This window comes from Marinomonas sp. NPDC078689, assembly GCF_044542435.1.
Classification (GTDB): Bacteria; Pseudomonadota; Gammaproteobacteria; order Pseudomonadales; family Marinomonadaceae; genus Marinomonas; species Marinomonas arenicola.
On sequence record NZ_JBITUJ010000002.1, the window covers coordinates 643,535 to 661,137 of the forward strand.

At 45.4% G+C, this 17,603-nt stretch carries 16 protein-coding genes and 2 rRNA genes; 5 read left to right on the forward strand and 13 right to left on the reverse strand.

Annotated elements, in window-relative coordinates; all coding sequences use genetic code 11:
• Window positions 1-105 precede the first annotated feature (105 nt).
• The 9 genes from ACIGBN_RS06075 to iscR all read right to left on the reverse strand — a co-directional run bounded on the left by ACIGBN_RS06075 (window position 106) and on the right by iscR (window position 8,028).
• Window positions 106-1,251: an IscS subfamily cysteine desulfurase gene (locus tag ACIGBN_RS06075; protein ID WP_396664255.1), complete on the reverse strand. Its 1,146-nt coding sequence runs from the start codon at window positions 1,249-1,251 to the stop codon at window positions 106-108.
• 35 nt (window positions 1,252-1,286) lie between these two features.
• The gene (locus ACIGBN_RS06080) at window positions 1,287-1,712 is read right to left on the reverse strand and encodes a SufE family protein (protein ID WP_133002797.1); all 426 of its coding nucleotides are present in this window, start codon (window positions 1,710-1,712) and stop codon (window positions 1,287-1,289) included.
• A 138-nt stretch (window positions 1,713-1,850) separates the two neighbouring features.
• Entirely contained in the window at window positions 1,851-2,381 is a 531-nt protein-coding gene (gene sufT / locus ACIGBN_RS06085; protein ID WP_133002796.1) for a putative Fe-S cluster assembly protein SufT, read from the reverse strand.
• A 3-nt stretch (window positions 2,382-2,384) separates the two neighbouring features.
• Window positions 2,385-2,735 carry an iron-sulfur cluster assembly accessory protein gene (locus ACIGBN_RS06090; RefSeq protein ID WP_133002795.1) on the reverse strand — a complete coding sequence of 117 codons (351 nt, stop codon included), beginning with the start codon at window positions 2,733-2,735 and terminating at the stop codon, window positions 2,385-2,387.
• Window positions 2,736-2,744: 9 nt separating this feature from the next.
• The gene (locus ACIGBN_RS06095) at window positions 2,745-3,962 is read right to left on the reverse strand and encodes an aminotransferase class V-fold PLP-dependent enzyme (RefSeq protein WP_396664258.1); all 1,218 of its coding nucleotides are present in this window, start codon (window positions 3,960-3,962) and stop codon (window positions 2,745-2,747) included.
• A gap of 11 nt (window positions 3,963-3,973) precedes the next feature.
• Window positions 3,974-5,233, reverse strand: a complete 1,260-nt coding sequence (gene sufD, locus ACIGBN_RS06100; RefSeq protein WP_133002793.1) for a Fe-S cluster assembly protein SufD — start codon at window positions 5,231-5,233, stop codon at window positions 3,974-3,976.
• A gap of 3 nt (window positions 5,234-5,236) precedes the next feature.
• A complete protein-coding gene (gene sufC, locus ACIGBN_RS06105) occupies window positions 5,237-6,022 on the reverse strand; it encodes a Fe-S cluster assembly ATPase SufC (RefSeq protein ID WP_133002792.1) in 786 nt (261 codons plus the stop codon).
• Between the two features lie 13 nt (window positions 6,023-6,035).
• Window positions 6,036-7,472, reverse strand: a complete 1,437-nt coding sequence (sufB, locus tag ACIGBN_RS06110; RefSeq protein ID WP_133002791.1) for a Fe-S cluster assembly protein SufB — start codon at window positions 7,470-7,472, stop codon at window positions 6,036-6,038.
• Window positions 7,473-7,536: 64 nt separating this feature from the next.
• Complete coding sequence (gene iscR / locus ACIGBN_RS06115; protein WP_133002790.1) at window positions 7,537-8,028, reverse strand: Fe-S cluster assembly transcriptional regulator IscR; 492 nt, start codon at window positions 8,026-8,028, stop codon at window positions 7,537-7,539.
• 322 nt (window positions 8,029-8,350) lie between these two features.
• Here iscR and ACIGBN_RS06120 point away from each other — a divergent pair, with 322 nt between their 5' ends.
• Window positions 8,351-8,875, forward strand: a complete 525-nt coding sequence (locus ACIGBN_RS06120) for a hypothetical protein (protein ID WP_396664262.1) — start codon at window positions 8,351-8,353, stop codon at window positions 8,873-8,875.
• 136 nt (window positions 8,876-9,011) lie between these two features.
• Window positions 9,012-10,331 carry a DUF2254 domain-containing protein gene (locus ACIGBN_RS06125; RefSeq protein ID WP_243712021.1) on the forward strand — a complete coding sequence of 440 codons (1,320 nt, stop codon included), beginning with the start codon at window positions 9,012-9,014 and terminating at the stop codon, window positions 10,329-10,331.
• Window positions 10,332-10,373: 42 nt separating this feature from the next.
• Here ACIGBN_RS06125 and ACIGBN_RS06130 read toward each other — a convergent pair whose 3' ends face one another.
• On the reverse strand, window positions 10,374-12,395 hold the full coding sequence (locus ACIGBN_RS06130) for an FAD-dependent oxidoreductase (protein ID WP_396664264.1): 2,022 nt from the start codon (window positions 12,393-12,395) through the stop codon (window positions 10,374-10,376).
• A gap of 121 nt (window positions 12,396-12,516) precedes the next feature.
• On the opposite strand from ACIGBN_RS06130, the gene ACIGBN_RS06135 reads away from it, so the two are divergent.
• Complete coding sequence (locus ACIGBN_RS06135) at window positions 12,517-13,122, forward strand: TetR/AcrR family transcriptional regulator (RefSeq protein WP_133002786.1); 606 nt, start codon at window positions 12,517-12,519, stop codon at window positions 13,120-13,122.
• On the opposite strand, the gene ACIGBN_RS06140 is transcribed toward ACIGBN_RS06135, so the two are convergent.
• Window positions 13,104-14,000 (reverse strand): DMT family transporter, encoded by an 897-nt coding sequence (locus tag ACIGBN_RS06140; RefSeq protein ID WP_396664266.1) that lies wholly within the window; start codon window positions 13,998-14,000, stop codon window positions 13,104-13,106. The two genes, ACIGBN_RS06135 and ACIGBN_RS06140, sit on opposite strands and share 19 nt — an antisense overlap.
• Window positions 14,001-14,107: 107 nt before the next feature.
• Here ACIGBN_RS06140 and ACIGBN_RS06145 point away from each other — a divergent pair, with 107 nt between their 5' ends.
• Both ACIGBN_RS06145 and ACIGBN_RS06150 read left to right on the forward strand, forming a co-directional pair.
• Complete coding sequence (locus ACIGBN_RS06145) at window positions 14,108-15,067, forward strand: LysR family transcriptional regulator (protein WP_396664268.1); 960 nt, start codon at window positions 14,108-14,110, stop codon at window positions 15,065-15,067.
• A 240-nt stretch (window positions 15,068-15,307) separates the two neighbouring features.
• Window positions 15,308-16,585 (forward strand): hemolysin family protein, encoded by a 1,278-nt coding sequence (locus ACIGBN_RS06150; protein ID WP_396664270.1) that lies wholly within the window; start codon window positions 15,308-15,310, stop codon window positions 16,583-16,585.
• Between the two features lie 675 nt (window positions 16,586-17,260).
• Here the strand turns inward: ACIGBN_RS06150 and rrf are convergent.
• Together rrf and ACIGBN_RS06160 are read right to left on the reverse strand one after the other, a co-directional pair.
• Window positions 17,261-17,375 (reverse strand): 5S ribosomal RNA (rrf, locus tag ACIGBN_RS06155).
• A gap of 151 nt (window positions 17,376-17,526) precedes the next feature.
• Window positions 17,527-17,603, reverse strand: a 23S ribosomal RNA gene (locus ACIGBN_RS06160); the annotation flags it as partial.

The following is a 17,603-nucleotide window of genomic DNA, read 5'->3' on the forward strand; positions in this document are numbered from 1 at the left end:
AGTTCAGCGCGTGGATTATACGCATCTCTTTGTTAAAATTGTATGCCGAAACGCGTTTTCTTTTGTTATATCGTATTTAAAAGACGCTTTTCGAGCAATTCCATCTTATCTAAGCTTACTCACTGCGTTTTTTATCGTTGTCGCGGCAAAATCCACTTCCGCTTCTGTGGTAAAGCGCCCAACCGACAAGCGCAATGAACTGTGCGCCAAAGCATCAGACAAGCCAATGGCTCGCAACACATAAGACGGCTCCAAGCTTGCCGAAGTACAAGCAGAACCAGACGAGACAGCAATGTCCGTTAACGACATCAGTAAAATTTCGCCATCAACATCCGCAAAACCCACATTCAATACCCCTGCAACGCGCGCGTCAGCGTCCCCGTTCAAATGGACGCCAGGCAATGCATTTAAAGCGTTCCATAAACGATTTCGCAAGGCTTCAATACGAGCACAGTCTTGCTCCATTTCCTCGCCCGCCAAACGAAAAGCTTCGCCCATACCAACGATTTGATGGGTCGCTAATGTACCCGAACGCATGCCACGCTCGTGACCACCACCATGAATCTGTGCATCCAGTTTCACTTTTGGGGTACGACGTACATACAAGGCGCCAATGCCTTTTGGACCATAAGTTTTATGGGCGGTTAGAGACATCAAATCCACTTTCATTGAGTTCACATCAATGGCAACTTTACCCGTGGTTTGAGCAGCATCCACATGAAGAAACACACCATTAGCTCGCGTTAACTCACCAATCGCAGCAATGTCAGTTAATACGCCAAGTTCATTATTGCCGTGCATCAAAGACACTAAAATGGTGTCTTCGCGAAGCGCTTCTTGAACCTGACTTAACGCAATAACACCGTGACTGTCTGGCTTTAAATAGGTGACTTCAAAGCCTTCTTTTTCAAGTTGCTTGCAAGGGTCCAATACGGCTTTGTGCTCTATCATCGATGTGATGATATGGCGCCCTTTTTGACGATAAGCATGCGCCACGCCTTTCAGCGCCAAGTTATTGGCTTCTGTTGCCCCTGAGGTCCACACAATTTCGCGTGACTCAGCATGAATCAAAGCCGCCACTTGCATTCTCGCCTCTTCCACCGCTTCTTCTGCACGCCAACCAAATAGATGAGAACGTGAAGCTGGGTTGCCAAAATTACCATCCGGCGTCAGGCAAGCCATCATTTTTTCAGCCACTCTAGGGTCAACTGGCGTAGTAGCAGAATAATCTAAATAAACGGGGGTATTCATATCTTTCTCCGAGAAAACAGCACGGCTTAAGCCAATTAAGCAGCAGATTTAGCAATATTTTGAATGCGACCAACGATAGAACGTAAACCATTGCCACGCGTTGGGCTTAGATGACGTTCAAGATCCAACTCTTCAAAATAGCCGGTCACATCAAACGCTAAAATTTCTTCTGGCGTTTTATGATTTAGCGCAGCCAACACCAACCCCAATAGACCACGAACAATGATGGCGTCACTGTCTACGGCAAACGTCAACACTTCACCTTTCGCCGCATCTTGCTCACTGCCTGGTTGAATCCAAACGCTGCTCTGACAACCTTTCACCAAACGCTCTGGCGTGCGCCAAGCATCATCAAAAACCGGCAAAGACTTACCTAAATCAATGATGTATTTGTACTTATCTTCCCAATCGTCGAAAAACAACAGATCGTCTACAATCTCTTCTGTGCTTGGTAAGGACATGACTCCCCTCTTTTGCGTAAACGCGATAAAATAATAAAAGGCGTGTCATTAAGTGAACGCCTATAAAAACAAAACGGCACTTAGCAAGTGCCAAGGCCGTTTCTTATTGTATTCGATGTAACGAACTGACCGAAGGCGTTAAAAGAAAAGGCCAGCCTCTAACTGAGCTTCTTCACTCATCATTTCACGAGACCAAGGCGGATCAAACACCAGCTCAACAGAAACAGATTCAACATTCGGTACTTTCGCGACACGATATTTCACATCGCCAACTAAAACAGGCCCCATACCACACCCAGGTGCCGTCAACGTCATATCAATCTGTACATTTTTGCTTGCTTGATCCAGCGCCACTTTATAAACCAAACCAAGTGACACTAAACTGATCGGAATTTCCGGGTCATAAATCGTATTCAGTGCCTGCCAGACTTGCTCTTCGCTAATCTCATCAGAGCCTAAATTTTCGAAATTAAGGACCTCTGGTTGCTGACCAATTGCCTCTGCATCAGTGCCGTCAATACGCAGCATATTGCCTTGCCACGTGACAGTGTAATTACCACCTAAGCTTTGATTAATTGTAATGAACTGACCTTCAGGAATGCTTGTCGGCTCGCCGCTGGGTACTCTTCGAGCAGGACAAGCACGCTGTGTTACTACCATTTTTTGCATGAATCAGCTCACACTAAAGCTTTCGCCACAGCCACATTCCGCCACAACGTTAGGATTATTAAACTTAACCACTTCGTTAACGCCTTCGCGAACCAAATCAATTTCGGTTCCCTTTAGCATCTGCGCAGAAGACGAATCTACCGCGAAGGTAACGTCACCAAACGACAAAACAGTGTCTTGTTCCGAGGCACCATCGACGATGTCCAGCACATAAGAAAAGCCTGTACAGCCACTTTCTTTGGTGCTTAAACGAATCAATTTATTCGGTTGTTTTGCCAATTTAGACGCAAAGTATTTCTGTGCGGAAGCGGTTAACGACACGCTAGAGACAGGATCAAATGTTGTTGCTGTCATCAAATTCTCCTAAGCCAACATGGTGCGCACTTTTTTCAGCGCAGCAAATAAGGCATCAACTTCTTCTAAAGTATTATAAACCGAGAAGGACGCACGCGCAGTGCCAGGCACATTAAAGCGCGCCATTAGCGGCTGAGCGCAGTGATCGCCGGTTCGTACCGCGATTCCCTGACGGTCAAGCAGAAAACCAATGTCCGCTGGATGACCGTGGTCTAGCACAAAGCTCAACACACCAATCTTTTCTTTGGCCTGACCAATAATGGTCAAACCTTCAAACTGTTCTGCCAGTTCCGTGGCATGATCCAGCAAGGCTTTTTCATGGGCCGCAACCGCCTCTTGATCAAGCGCGCTAAACCAGCGAATTGCTTCGCCCATCGCAATCGCATCACCGACGTTCGGCGTGCCAGCCTCAAAACGATACGGCAGAACATTCCAAGTGGCGTCTTGCAAAGTCACCGTTGAAATCATCTCACCGCCGGTGCGCCAAACAGGCCAATTCGCCAATACAGACGCTTTGCCCCACAACGCGCCGACGCCCATTGGCCCATAAATTTTATGCCCTGAAAACGCATAAAAATCACAACCAATATCTTGCACATCAACACGGCCATGAGCAGCGCCTTGAGCACCATCCACCAACACCCAAGCGCCGACCTGTTTCGCTTTCGCGGTCATTTCTTTGATTGGGTTAACCGTACCAAGCGCATTAGACACATGGGGAAAAGCAACAAATTTAGTGCGTTCATTCAACAAAGCACTGTAGGCGGACTGGTCCAGTTCACCAGAATCCAATACTGGAACCGTTTTTAATGTCGCCCCAGACACCTTACAAGCTTGCTGCCAAGTCACCAAATTGGCATGGTGATCCATGCCTGTGGTAATGACTTCATCGCCTGGAGACAATAATTGCCCCAAGCCATTGGCAATAATATTGATGCCTTCCGTTGTACCAGATGTCCAAATGACTTCTTCGCGTTTCGGCGCATTAATGAAGTCTTTGACGATATCACGAGCCGCTTCGAAATGACGCGTTGCCTCATCCGCAAGACGATGCGCCCCACGATGCACATTGGAATTACAGGTCGTATAGTAATTAACCAAAGCATCAATCACACATTGCGGCTTCTGGGTCGTGGCCGCATTGTCGAGATAAACAAGAGGGTTACCATCAATTTCACGTTTTAAAATCGGAAACTGTTCACGGATAGCTGCTACATCAAGACTCATTCGTTTCTCGCTTACTTCACTTCCATTTGCGCAAAACGTTCACGAATAATAGGACGAACCCACTCCGCCAACGCCGCATTTGGCATTAAATCAATCAACTCGTTAATAAAACCAAAGTTGAGCATCACCTGAGCTTTTGAACGACTCACGCCACGTGTTTGCAAGTAATACAGTGCTTGCTTATCAATCTCTGCAACCGTCGCACCATGAGCACAACGCACATCATCAGCGTAGATTTCTAACTCAGGCTTAGTATTAATTTCCGCTTTGTCTGACATCAACAAATTGCGGTTATTCAACGCGGCTAACGTTTTTTGAGCATCACGATGAATGTGAATTCGACCATTAAACACCGCGCGAGCACGATCAGCGACGATGCAACGTACGTTCTCTTCGGTCGTACCGTTAGGCATCGCGTGCTCAACCGTCGCATGAAGGTCAAACAACTCTTTACCATCGAGCAGGTAAATCGCATTCAGCTTAGCGTCCGCAAACTCACCCCCATGGATGATGTCGGTATCTAAGCGCGACAAATCGCTGCCAAAACCAACAATGCTGCTGTGCATTTTCGATTTATCACTCAAATTAAAGTGACTGCCACCAATGGCAACATTGCTGCCAGTTTGCAACGCAAAACGGTAATGCTCCAAGTACGCATTGGCCGCAATATCGTATTCAACAAACGCGGTACTTAATGTGTCACCTTGTGATTGAATGTCTTCAATCACAGTCAAACGAGCACCGTCAGCAAGCGACACTTGAACACGAGTATGGGACTCTGCCCCTTGACTCAATAACGAGCTAATGCGAATCGGCTGAGCAATCTCAACCCCTTGCGCAACAGAGACAATCATCACATCTTCTGCTAATGCATCGTTCACCAAACCAAACAAATGACGCTCAGGTTTAATGGCAGAAAACGCATTTAACGCCGCGGCTTGCTGGGTAGCGTCTAGGTTTCGACCTAAAGAAACAAGCAAGCCTGCTGGTAGCTCTTTAGTGGATTGTGCTGCATCAAATTTGCCATTCACAAACACCAATTCAATCGCTGTAAGCCCAGTAATTGCTTCTGGTGACAAATCGACGTCATGAGAAACAACGCCCGCTTGAGTTCGTTCAACAGGACGCAGCGGCGTATAACGCCACGCTTCCGTCTTACGTGTAGGCCATTTCGTTTGCGCTAGTAACTCAAGAGCATGCGCACGTTTAGGAGCAAGCCAATCATCAAGATTTTGCGCTCGAGTAATGGCGCTTTCTAACCATTCACTCATGCATTACCCCTCTAGCTCGTCTTCAGCTGGTGCTTTTTGCAACCAAGCGTAGCCTTGTGCTTCTAGCTCATGCGCCAAAGAAGCATCGCCACTTTTGACAATTTTGCCATCAGACAATACATGAACAAAGTCCGGTTTAATGTAGTCTAAAAGACGCTGGTAATGGGTCACAACAATAAAGCTGCGATCCGCAGAACGCTGACTATTAACGCCTTCAGCAACCACTTGCAAAGCATCAATATCCAAACCAGAATCTGTTTCATCAAGGATGCACAGTTTTGGTTTAAGCAGGAGCATTTGCATTAATTCGTTACGTTTTTTCTCACCACCAGAGAAGCCTTCATTAACGCCACGCTTCAAGAAAGACACTGGCAAATCCACTTGTTTACAAGCGATCTTAGCTTCTTTCAAGAACTCCGCAGACGTAATCGCTTCTTCGCCACGCGCTTCACGCTGCGCATCGACAGAGGCTTTAAGAAACTCAAGGTTACTCACACCAGGGATTTCAACTGGGTATTGGAAAGCCAAGAAAAGTCCGGCACGGGCACGGTCTTCTGTTTCCATTTCCAACAAATCTTGGCCAGCTAACGCAACGCTGCCGCCATCCACACTGTAACCGTCACGGCCAGATAGCACATAACCTAGAGTACTTTTACCGGCACCATTTGGGCCCATAATTGCGTGAACTTCGCCTGGTTTAATGTCTAGATTAAGCCCTTTGATGATTTGCTTATCTTCAACGCTGGCGTACAAGTCTTTGATCGTCAACAAACTGTTCGTGTTCGACATCTTCAATAATTCCTTAACCTACAGAGCCTTCAAGGCTAATTTCTAGTAACTTGCCCGCTTCAACGGCAAATTCCATTGGTAATTCTTTGAACACTTCCTTACAGAAGCCATTCACTATCATTGAGACCGCTTTTTCTGGGTCTAAGCCTCGCTGACGACATAAAAACATCTGCTCATCGCTGACTTTAGACGTCGTCGCTTCATGCTCAATGATCGCCGATGGATTACGGCTTTCAATATAAGGGAAGGTATGGGCGCCACATTGATCGCCGATCAATAAGGAGTCACACTGGGTAAAGTTACGAGCGCCTTTCGCGCCTGGGTTCATACGAACTAGGCCACGGTAGCTGTTGTTACTCTTACCCGCTGAAATACCTTTAGAGATAATGGTCGAGCGAGTATTTTTACCAAGGTGAATCATCTTGGTACCCGTATCCGCCTGCTGGCGTCCACGAGTCAGGGCAACGGAGTAGAACTCACCAACACTGTTGTCACCTTTCAAAATACAGCTTGGGTATTTCCAAGTAACAGAAGAACCGGTTTCTACTTGTGTCCAAGAAATTTTGGCATTGGTATGGCAAATGCCTCGTTTGGTAACGAAGTTAAAAATACCGCCTTTACCGTCTTCATCGCCTGGATACCAGTTTTGTACCGTTGAGTATTTGATTTCAGCATCGTCCAACGCAACCAACTCAACCACCGCGGCGTGCAATTGATTTTCATCACGCTGAGGCGCTGTACAACCTTCTAGGTAGCTCACATGACTGCCTTCGTCGGCAATAATCAAGGTACGCTCAAATTGACCGGTGTTTTGTTCATTAATACGGAAATACGTCGACAATTCCATTGGGCAACGCGTGCCTTTTGGAATGTACACAAAAGAACCATCAGTAAAGACCGCACAGTTTAGCGCTGCGAAATAGTTGTCTTTTTTCGGAACCACACTACCTAGGTACTTTTTCACTAGCTCTGGGTATTTTTGAATGGCTTCTGAAATCGGACAGAAAATAACACCCGCTTCTTCTAGCTTGTCACGAAAGGTGGTAACAACCGATACGGAGTCAAAAACCGCATCGACCGCAATACCAGCCAGCATTTGCTGCTCAATGAGAGGAATACCTAGTTTCTCGTAGGTACGCAGTAGTTCAGGGTCAACCTCGTCCAATGACTTAGGTTTGTCCTTCATACTTTTTGGTGCAGAATAGTAAGAAATAGATTGGAAGTCGATTTTAGGGTAATCCACATGAGCCCAATCCGGCTCTTCCATCTCTAGCCATTCACGAAATGCACTCAGGCGCCACTCAAGCATCCATTCAGGTTCGTTCTTCATTCCTGAAATACGGCGAATGACATCTTCATCCAATCCTGGCAAAAACGTTTCTGATTCCACATCAGACACAAACCCGGCTTCATATTCTCGCGCCAGCGCTTTATCTATCTGCTCAGTCATATTAAAACTCACTTTTTATCGGAACAGGTGCGTTGGTATAAACACACCAATTTTCTACGTCGCTCTAGCCAACAATAGCCGCGCTGATTTTATCTTCACTCGAACGCGCCGCTTGACGACCCTCTGAATTCTGCCGTTCAGCAACCTGTCGAACGTCATTTCGCCGCACTAATTGCTCTAAACTAATTTGATTTAAGAAATCATGTATTTGGTCACTTAAATCACACCACAAATGGTGTGTAAGACAAGTGTTGCCGCCCTGGCAATCGCTTTTCCCTTTGCAGCCAGTCGCATCGACAGATTCATTTACAGCATCAACAATCTGCGCAACAAAGATTTCATCACGAGCTCGGCTTAAACGGTATCCTCCGCCAGGACCGCGCACACTGGTCACCAATGCTTGCTTACGCAATTTTGCAAAAAGTTGCTCTAAGTAAGATAAAGAGATTGCTTGTCGATTAGAGATATCGGATAACGACACAGGGCCGTGATCAGAATGTAACGCCAAATCAAGCATGGCGGTTACGGCATAACGACCTTTTGTTGTCAGGCGCATAAGCTATCCAATTAAGAGTATTTATTCAGAACAAATAATACACAAAACCTACTGTTTTGATCAAGTATTTACCTGAGTATTTTAGTAGGTTATTAATTCATCCCAATATCTCGGTGCGCGTATTTTACGTGGAGTAAAGGAAAAACTAAACCACTGACTCGAACAATGCCTTGAATTCTCAACATTTCAACAATTGGCAAAGAAACACCCTGTAAAACACAATAAACAGCCATAACCTTGACGACACTAAAATCTCAGTGCAAGGTGCCGATAGAACAATGTAAGCGCCAACCATCACACAAGGGCACCATTGGAGGAAAACATGGCAAATAAAAAAGACGCCGCGAAGGCCGAAGTTGAAGCAAGCAACGACAGTGCTCCCAGCAAAAAAAGCGGAAAGACCCTACTCGCTTTTTTTCTCTGCTTTGTTTTTAGCGTGGCCGCGTCTGTTGCTACTACGTATTTTCTCATGCCGAAGGACACTCAAGTCGCCACCGAAGAACCGGAAAATAACCTAAAGCAACAACTAAGCTCTCTACAAGAATCCATTGCCTCACAGAATCAAGCCATTCGAGCGGTAAAAGCAGAGAACGATATATTAAAACTGTATTTACGACACAGCAGTTCAACCGCCCTGAAGAATATCTTGATAGACCAAGAAAATAACATTCAAGCCTATCTCAAAGTCATGAAAGCCGCGATGGAAGACCTGACGAAACTCACTTCTGGCACCCGCGACTGGAACAACAAATACCAATACCAATTGGATTTAGCGCTTAAAGGCAGCCTAGAAAGAGAAGATTTGTTAAAACTATTAAAAACAGGCGAACCTAATGAGAAAAAATAACTGGACTCATGAAGGCATGTAGCGACCTAGCGCCTTGCCACTAAAAACGGGGGTATTCACACACCGAGGCAAGTGCACTTCTCGTTCCCTCCTTAACCACACATAACCTACAGTGTAAGGGGCGTTTTTGTTGTCGATGATAAACAGCACTCAACTGCTAAAAACCTATGATGCCGTCAAAACCAGCTTCTGGTTTACCCCTTGCTTGATTTTATTAGGCACTCTGTTTACTTGTGCACTATTGCTCAGTATTGATCTATACAGCGACCTTCATCGTACTCATTGGCTGCATTTCCTCTATCATTCAGACCCTGACATTATTCGCAGCCTGCTCACCACCATTGCCAGTAGCGTGATGACAGTCGTGAGTATCACCTTTTCCATTACCATAGTGGCCCTGACCAATGCTTCTTCTCAGTTTGGCCCGCGGCTCATCCGCAATTTCATGGAAGACATCAGCACTCAAGTTGTATTAGGAGTGTTTATCTCGCTGTTTGTTTATTGTTTGATTTTAACCCGCATGACAGATAACTTCGCCGAGCCAGCTTTTCTACCAGGTTTAAGCATCGCTGGCGCCGCAATGATGACGCTGTTTGGCATTCTTTTGCTCATCTATTTCATTCATCACGTTGCTCAGAATCTCCAATCAGACCACATTATCGACAACGTTTATTCAGAACTGCAAAACAGCATCGAGAAAATCTTTGATCAACAAAAAGAAAAGGAAAGCACAACCCAAGACGATCATATAGCAACAAAAAGCGCCTCGCCCCTGCTATTAAAAAGCCCTCAATGCGGTTATGTGCAAGCCATCAACTACGATCAATTAACCGCCTTGATGAGTAAACTAGATGGTTATCTTGAAGTGCTTGTGGCTCCTGGAGACTTTGTCGTCAATCGCAAGACAAGCATGCGCTCAACAATCAAGGAACTGTCCATTGTCGACGAAAAAAGCTTACACGACTGCTTCACATTCGGTTCCAAACGAACCCCAATACAGGACCCTGAATTTGCCGTCGATCAATTAGTCGAAATCGCATTAAGAGCCCTGTCTCCGGGCATCAATGACCCCTACTCAGCCATCGCCTGTGTCGACAAACTTACCGCCATGATTTGCGACCTTACCCAGGAGACGTTCCCACAAGGCATCGCGTTTGACCGCGAAGGAGTTAAGCGCATAAATTACAAAGTAACGTCTTTTGAAGGGCTCGCAAACACCGCATATGACCAAATACGTCAGTACTCGCCAAACTGCTTGGCGGTGTGCTTACGCCAATTAGAAGGGCTAGCCTGCATCGCTGAACAAGCTCGTGAACCCTCCCATTGGGCCTTTGTCCGTCACCAAAAACACATGATCGAACACGGGTTAAAGCAACAAAACTTCATTGACCTTGATAGAGAAAAAATCAACAGTCGCTTACAACATCTAAATGAATTATTGCAAAGCGACGGTTAATGTAATCCTAGTGACTGCCGTCGCGAGTCATTAGCCTAATAGCTACAAAGAACACGCCAACAAGGTGCCCTGTTTGATCGCACGCTTAGCGTCTAATTCAGAAGCGACATCCACCCCACCAACAAGATGAACCGGACGATTGAGTGCATTCGCTAACGTTTGATTGGGTAATTGGCCCGCGCAAATAACCACGTTATCAACCGCCAAACATTGCGCTTCACCCGCAACGGATAGGTGTAACCCTTCGTCATCGATTTTTTGATACTCGCAACTAGGAAGCATGGTTACGCCTTTTTTGAGTAATTCGGCGCGATGAATCCAACCGGTCGTTTTACCAAGCTTCGCCCCGACTTTGGATTTCTTACGCTGCAGTAAAAATACCTCTCGGGCAGCTGGCGTAAATTGAGGTTTTACCCCTTCCACACCGCCACGCGCGCTAAACGTCATATCGACCCCCCATTGCTTCATAAACGCCGGGATGGTTAATTGGGGCTTGGCCTCTTCATGGATCAAGTACTCACTAATATCAAAACCAATGCCGCCAGCACCAATAACCGCCACCCGTTTACCAACTGGGTGCCCGTTCATCACATCCAAATAACTCAATACTTTTGGGTGTTCAATGCCATCAATATCCAAATCACGAGGCAATATTCCCGTCGCCAATACCACCTCATCAAAGTCATATTGGCTGAGTACAGCGCTATCCACTTTAGTGTTCAAATTAACGGTCACACCGGTGAGTTCTAATTGACGCTGGTAATAACGCAAGGTTTCATAAAACTCACCTTTACCAGGAATGCGCTTAGCAATATTAAACTGCCCACCAATTTCATTGGCGGCATCAAATAGCGTCACATCATGACCACGCTTCGCCGCTGTCGTTGCAAATGCCAATCCGGCAGGGCCTGCACCAACCACGCCAATGCGCTTTTTCACTTCTGCCGGTGTGATCAATATCTCTGTCTCATGGCAGGCTCTTGGGTTTACCAAACACGATGTCAGCTTATTGGCGAACACATGATCAAGACAGGCTTGGTTACAACCAATACAGGTATTGATCTCATCCGCCCTATGCTGCTCTGCTTTTTCAACGAACTCAGGGTCGGCCAGAAAAGGACGCGCCATAGAAACAAGATCCGCATCGCCTCGTGCTAATACTTCCTCAGCCACATCCGGCATATTGATCCGATTTGACGTGATCAGAGGCACATTTAACGATTCTTTTAGCTTTGCCGTCACCCAAGTAAACGCTGCCCTAGGCACCTTAGTCGCTATGGTTGGGATTCTTGCTTCATGCCAGCCTATGCCAGTATTAATAATCGAAGCACCGGCATTTTCAATGGCCAAACCCAGCTGAATAATTTCCTCAAGGTTGCTGCCTTGGTCAACCAAATCGAGCATAGACAAACGGTAGATAATAATAAATTCGTCGCCGACCGCTTGACGAATCCGATGGACAATTTCTACAGGTAGACGAATACGATGTTCATACTCTCCACCCCAACCATCCTCTCGATGATTGGTTCTAGATACCACAAATTGGTTTAACAAATACCCCTCAGAGCCCATGACTTCAACACCATCGTAACCTGCTTTTTGAGCAAGCACTGCGGCATTAACAAAGTCATCAATCTGTTGATAAATCTCTTCATCACTGAGTGGGTGCGGTGGAAATGGATTGATCGGTGCCTGTAGCGCTGAAGGTGCGACCAGTTTAGGGTTGTAAGCATAACGACCTGTATGCAAGATCTGCATGCAGATTTTACCGCCTTGATCATGCACCGCTTGAGTAATCACCCGATGATTTTCTGCATCCGCTTGCGATGCCATCAACGCGGCACTTGCGTGCACAGCGCCTTCAGAATTAGGCCCTATACCACCAGTCACAATAAGAGAAACACCGCCTTTTGCCCGCTCAGCATAAAACGCGGCCATGCGTTCAAATCCCCCTTTCATTTCCTCTAACCCAAGGTGCATTGACCCCATGATGATGCGGTTTTTTAACTGCGTGAACCCCAGATCTAAAGGGGTAAAGAGATGCGGATACTGTGAATGACTCATATAGGCTGCCCAGCTTTTATATTGTTATTGTTCATTTGGAAATGGTGTAAAACCAAATCTAGACAACGTCAAGATAGAATTTTATTTTGACACTGTCAAGATTAGACGTTTTAATCTTCACATGACAATTCAAAAGAAAACCTACCATCACGGCGACCTGATAAGCTCCCTTATCAAAGCGGCCTCAGACATACTTCAAGAAGAAGGCGTCGAGGGCTTATCCATGCGCAAATTAGCCGACAAAGTGGGGGTGTCTAGAACCGCACCCTATCACCACTTTAAAGACAAAAATGAACTCTTATGCGCCATTGCTGAAGCTGGCTTCAAAGCGCAAGAGGCCAGGCTGCAATCACTACTCTCCAGCCATGAAGCATCCGAAAAGCGCTTTCATCGCTATGTCTATCAGTACATTGAATTTGCGGACACCCAACGCGAAGTGTATGACCTCATGTATGGACGCTTGATTTGGAAAACAGGAACGCCAACGAGCAGCCTAAAAGACGCATCAAAGCAGACTTTTAAACGCTGGTTGGACTGGGTAGAGCAGCTTCAAGAAGACAGGGTATTACCCAGCAACAATTCCGCTTTAAGAGTCGGGCAAGCCAGCTGGGCTAGCTTGCACGGATTAAGCCGATTACTCATTGATGGTATCTATTTAGATCGAAATGACATTCAAGCCATGACAGAACAAATGATCCAAACGCTTACTCAGCCTGCATCAAGCTGAGCGCGAACCACAGACAAACGCTCTTCTGCCTTGCGTTTTTTCATATCCCTATGACTTAACAGCACCAAGGGTAGAACAATAAACAGAGTGCCAATTATTAAAAACACATCGATAGACTCACCGAACATCAACCAACCTAGTAACGCAGCAAACACTAAACCTGAGTATTCGGCACTGCTCACCTGGCTTGATGCAACATAACGATAACCTTTTAGACACGCTAAGCTGTATAAAATAGAGCACATCGCCGACCCCATCGCATAGCTAAAGCCATCAAAGTTTAGTGGTTCTGCCTCCCACAGCATTAGACCTGCAGATACTGGCAAAGCACATAGGTGCATAACGAACAAGCCAAAAAATAAATTCTGTTCTTTTGGCAATTTACGAATGAGCAAACTGTTTGTCGCCAATACAACGGCAAACAAAACGGCACTTATCATGCCCCAGTTAATATCGGTTGGCCTTAAGATAATAAGCACCCCCATGAAACCAGACAAAGCCGCACACATAACACCTAGGGTAATTTTCTCTTTAAAAAATATACCGGCAAACAGAACGATTAAGATGGGGGCAATGTAAAATACCGCATTGGCTGTCGCTAATGGCAATTCAGACAATGAAACTATCAACAGAATACTCGCCAAAATCCACAGATTCCCTCTGATAAAATGCAACTTGAACCCTGCAAAACAATCGGATGAAACATGCTTTATTGCAAGCGGGGTTAATACGATACAAATCATCACCAATCGCATAAAAGTAAACTGGAATATCGGCACATTACTTCCTGCAAGCTTGATAAATACATCACAGAAAGTTGCAAACAAATTCCCTAATACAAGAATGAAAATAGCACTTCCAATAGTACGCCCTGACATAACTGCTCACCGTATAAACAAGATTACTGATCGCGGCAGTGTAATATTGATTACGACACCAATAAAATGATATATCCTAATTAACTATTAGTTTTTTGGATAATGAAATGCTTCCGCCACTAAAAACCTTACCCGTTTTTGAGTCCGTCGCTCGATTAAATAGCTTCTCTCGAGCGGCCGCAGAGCTGAACGTCAGCCAAAGCGCCGTATCACACCAAATTAGAGCGCTCGAAGATTATCTTGGGGAAAGCTTATTTCAGCGCCAAGGACGCTATCTCACACTGACACAAGAAGGTAAAAACTACCTCGACGCCATCAGTAGCTCTCTGTCTCATATTGCTCGGGCCAGCAACCAAATACGAGGGGAAGAAGACACCAAGATAAGAATCGCTGTCTACAGTTCTTTTGCTGTTTGCTGGCTAATGCCACGCTTATCAGACTTACAACATAAGCACCCTAATCTAGACATAACCATCACCATGACTCACGGGGCCCCCGAGCTATCTGACAAAACAGCAGATTGCTTTATCACCACAGACCAAGAAAAAAGAGGGTTCGAGTCGACTCTTTTATATCAGGAAACCTTATTTCCTGTTTGCAGCCACGCTTTTTATGAAGAGATCAAAAACACCCTTAACTTGACATCAGAAGAGCTAAAAGAACAACTTAAAAGCAAGCCTGAGCTACTAGAAGGTTTCCCGCTTATCACTTCTTACGGTATTTATAAGGAGTATACGGAAGACTGGCGGAGCTGGTTTCTAGAACGAAACTCAGCCATTCCTAGCAATGTTAAATTCCACAAATTTAGTCATTTACTATTGGCTTATGAAGCTGCCAAACACTCCCTCGGCATCGCCCTAGTGAATGACTACATGTTTAACGAAAAGGACACAAACAGCCCATTAGTTAGAATTCCAACACACCATATCCAGACCCATGAGCACTTTTTCTTTTCATACAAAACGTCCAGACGAAATGAAACCGCTATCAAGGAAATTAAGCAATGGATTCTCAACGAAGCAAGCGCCCTAAATACACATACCCAAGCAACAAATCTTTGGTCGTAGAAAGTAAAAATCACGCTTAGAAAAGATCTGAATAACACACCCAAAAGGTCTAAAAAGCCTGTGTTTATAAGGCTTTCTCTATGCCTATTTTAAATCTCTTTTTAATAGTTGCTCAGCGTGCATTTACTTCTATAATGCGACTGTTTTCTATTTAGAAAATGTCGTCAATGGGTATTCTCACAGCGCTTTTCCACTGTGCCAAAACACGGCTTCAAGTGTTTTTTTATGTATGAGGTGGTTATGAGTGATTTATTGGGAATTGGCCTGCTGATTATGCTCAGTGCAATGTTTGCGATGGCGGAAATTGGCATGGCAGCCGCCAGAAAAATTAAACTGCGGATGATGGCAGAAGATGGCAATAACAAAGCAGATGCGGTGTTGTCATTACAGCAGAACCCTGGCGCATTTTTTGCGATGATTCAAATTGCACTGAATGGCATATCTATAATGGGTGGCATTATCGGTGAGCAAGCACTCACCCCACATATGAAGCGACTGATCAGCCTAGTGTATCAGGGCCACTTATTAGAACAAATCAGCTTTACCTTATCTTTCTTATGTCTAACTTCTTTGTTTATCTTGTTTGCAGATTTATTACCTAAACGCCTAGCCATCATAATGCCAGAAGCAGTGGCCATCAAAATGGTCACCCCCATGCGCTGGATTACACTTATCCTGACGCCTCTGGTGTTTTTATTTAATGGTTTGACCAATGCCATACTACGCCTTCTAAACCTGCCAACTAAGCGCGAAGAATTAGTCACAACAGAAGATATTGTCGCTATGATGGACGCCGGTGCAGAAAACGGCAGCTTGCAAAAGCAAGAATATCAACTCATTGGTAATGTGTTTGAATTAGACAGCCTTACGATCGGCAGCGCGATGACCCCCCGCGAACAAATCATTTATTTTGACGCGCAAGAAAGCAGCGCAGACATCAGTCAAAAAATCATCGAGCACCCGCATAATGACTTTTTAGTATGCGACGGCAACTTAGATAAAATTTTAGGGGTAATTGAATCGAAGGCAATACTGCGGATGGTACTCAAAGGAGAACCCGCCAGCATAGCGCCAGCGCAGATCGATAAAGACATTTTCTACCTACCGGAAACACTAACCCTCTCCGAAGCGTTAAATGCGTTTAAAGTCGCTCCTCAGCCCTTTGCAGTGATAGTGAACGAGTACGGAACAGTCGTCGGCTTAGTGACAGTGAAAGACTTACTCAGCAGCTTCATGGGCGACCTAATCACCCCGCAAGACGAAGAACAAATCGTCCAACGCGACAGCAACTCATGGCTCATTGAAGGACTCACGCCTGTTAGCGATGTCATGCGTAGCTTGGAGATCGAAACCTTCCCAGACCGAAATCAATACGAAACAATCGCAGGATTTGTAATTCACCAGTTAAAACGCGTTCCAAAACGAACCGATGCCTTTGTCTACCAAGACTTCAAATTTGAGGTATTAGATCTAGACGGCATTCGGGTTGAGCAATTGCTGGTGACCAGAGTGTCATAGAAGCTGACCTGAAGTAAAAGGGGTCAGATACCTTTAAACAATTTAGCGTTAGCTAGTTTTCCGGTTGCGACTAGGGTCAGAGCCCTTAAACATCGAGAGATGTGGCTGGTTGAGCGCTGTGCGACTTTTTAAGGGGTCTGACCCTGCACATCTGGCGTGATTAATCTCGATGAAAACATAAAGCACTGTATTCATTAACTTTTATATATGCCTGTCTTGATTAGAGAGTCTTGATTAGAGCATTTCAAAGCCCAGCTAGTTTGCCGGTTACGACTAGGGTCAGAACCCTTAAACATCAAGAGATGTGGTGGGTTGGACGCTGTGCGACTTTTTAAGGGGTCTGACCCTGCGCAATCAATGTAGAGGTTCTTGTTTTTCATCTGCGCTGACGCGTCGAGGAACGGCTCTTTAGAAAGTGATGGCGCAAGCAAATGGAAGAACAAGAAACGCTGTTTAAACTACAACGCTAGAACGAAAAAAACCCACCCTGCGTAGCAGGATGGGGCTTCTCTTAATTATAAGCTTGACGACGACCTATGCTTATTCCCTTGCGGGACTCTCACATGCGTTCCTTCATAAGAGCCCCACACGGGTGTGGAGGGTTATGCTCTCGCATTTATTTCAGGCATAAAAAAACCCTGACAGCGTTAGCTATCAGGGCTTTCTTAATTATAAGCTTGACGACGACCTACTCTCACATGGGATCCCCCACACTACCATCGGCGATGACGCTTTTCACTTCTGAGTTCGGGATGGGATCAGGTGGTTCAACGTCTCTATGATCGTCAAGCAATTCGGTTGCGTTCGTTCTGGCCGCTTTCTTTCGTCAGCGTTACCAAAACACGCGAAGACATGCTTGGATCTTTAACAATTCATTTTGAAATAACGTGAATCAAGTATTAAACCGGATCGTAATATATGTAAAACCACTTTGGTGTTATATGGTCAAGCCTCACGAGCAATTAGTATTGGTTAGCTCAATGCCTCACAGCACTTACACACCCAACCTATCAACGTC

Coding starts and splice junctions, on each gene's coding strand:
- ACIGBN_RS06075 (WP_396664255.1), bottom strand. CDS start 1,251: ATGAATACCCCCGTTTATTTAGATTATTCTGCTACTACGCCAGTTGAC.
- ACIGBN_RS06080 (WP_133002797.1), bottom strand. CDS start 1,712: ATGTCCTTACCAAGCACAGAAGAGATTGTAGACGATCTGTTGTTTTTC.
- sufT (WP_133002796.1), bottom strand. CDS start 2,381: ATGCAAAAAATGGTAGTAACACAGCGTGCTTGTCCTGCTCGAAGAGTA.
- ACIGBN_RS06090 (WP_133002795.1), bottom strand. CDS start 2,735: ATGACAGCAACAACATTTGATCCTGTCTCTAGCGTGTCGTTAACCGCT.
- ACIGBN_RS06095 (WP_396664258.1), bottom strand. CDS start 3,962: ATGAGTCTTGATGTAGCAGCTATCCGTGAACAGTTTCCGATTTTAAAA.
- sufD (WP_133002793.1), bottom strand. CDS start 5,233: ATGAGTGAATGGTTAGAAAGCGCCATTACTCGAGCGCAAAATCTTGAT.
- sufC (WP_133002792.1), bottom strand. CDS start 6,022: ATGTCGAACACGAACAGTTTGTTGACGATCAAAGACTTGTACGCCAGC.
- sufB (WP_133002791.1), bottom strand. CDS start 7,472: ATGACTGAGCAGATAGATAAAGCGCTGGCGCGAGAATATGAAGCCGGG.
- iscR (WP_133002790.1), bottom strand. CDS start 8,028: ATGCGCCTGACAACAAAAGGTCGTTATGCCGTAACCGCCATGCTTGAT.
- ACIGBN_RS06120 (WP_396664262.1), top strand. CDS start 8,351: ATGGCAAATAAAAAAGACGCCGCGAAGGCCGAAGTTGAAGCAAGCAAC.
- ACIGBN_RS06125 (WP_243712021.1), top strand. CDS start 9,012: ATGATAAACAGCACTCAACTGCTAAAAACCTATGATGCCGTCAAAACC.
- ACIGBN_RS06130 (WP_396664264.1), bottom strand. CDS start 12,395: ATGAGTCATTCACAGTATCCGCATCTCTTTACCCCTTTAGATCTGGGG.
- ACIGBN_RS06135 (WP_133002786.1), top strand. CDS start 12,517: ATGACAATTCAAAAGAAAACCTACCATCACGGCGACCTGATAAGCTCC.
- ACIGBN_RS06140 (WP_396664266.1), bottom strand. CDS start 14,000: ATGTCAGGGCGTACTATTGGAAGTGCTATTTTCATTCTTGTATTAGGG.
- ACIGBN_RS06145 (WP_396664268.1), top strand. CDS start 14,108: ATGCTTCCGCCACTAAAAACCTTACCCGTTTTTGAGTCCGTCGCTCGA.
- ACIGBN_RS06150 (WP_396664270.1), top strand. CDS start 15,308: ATGAGTGATTTATTGGGAATTGGCCTGCTGATTATGCTCAGTGCAATG.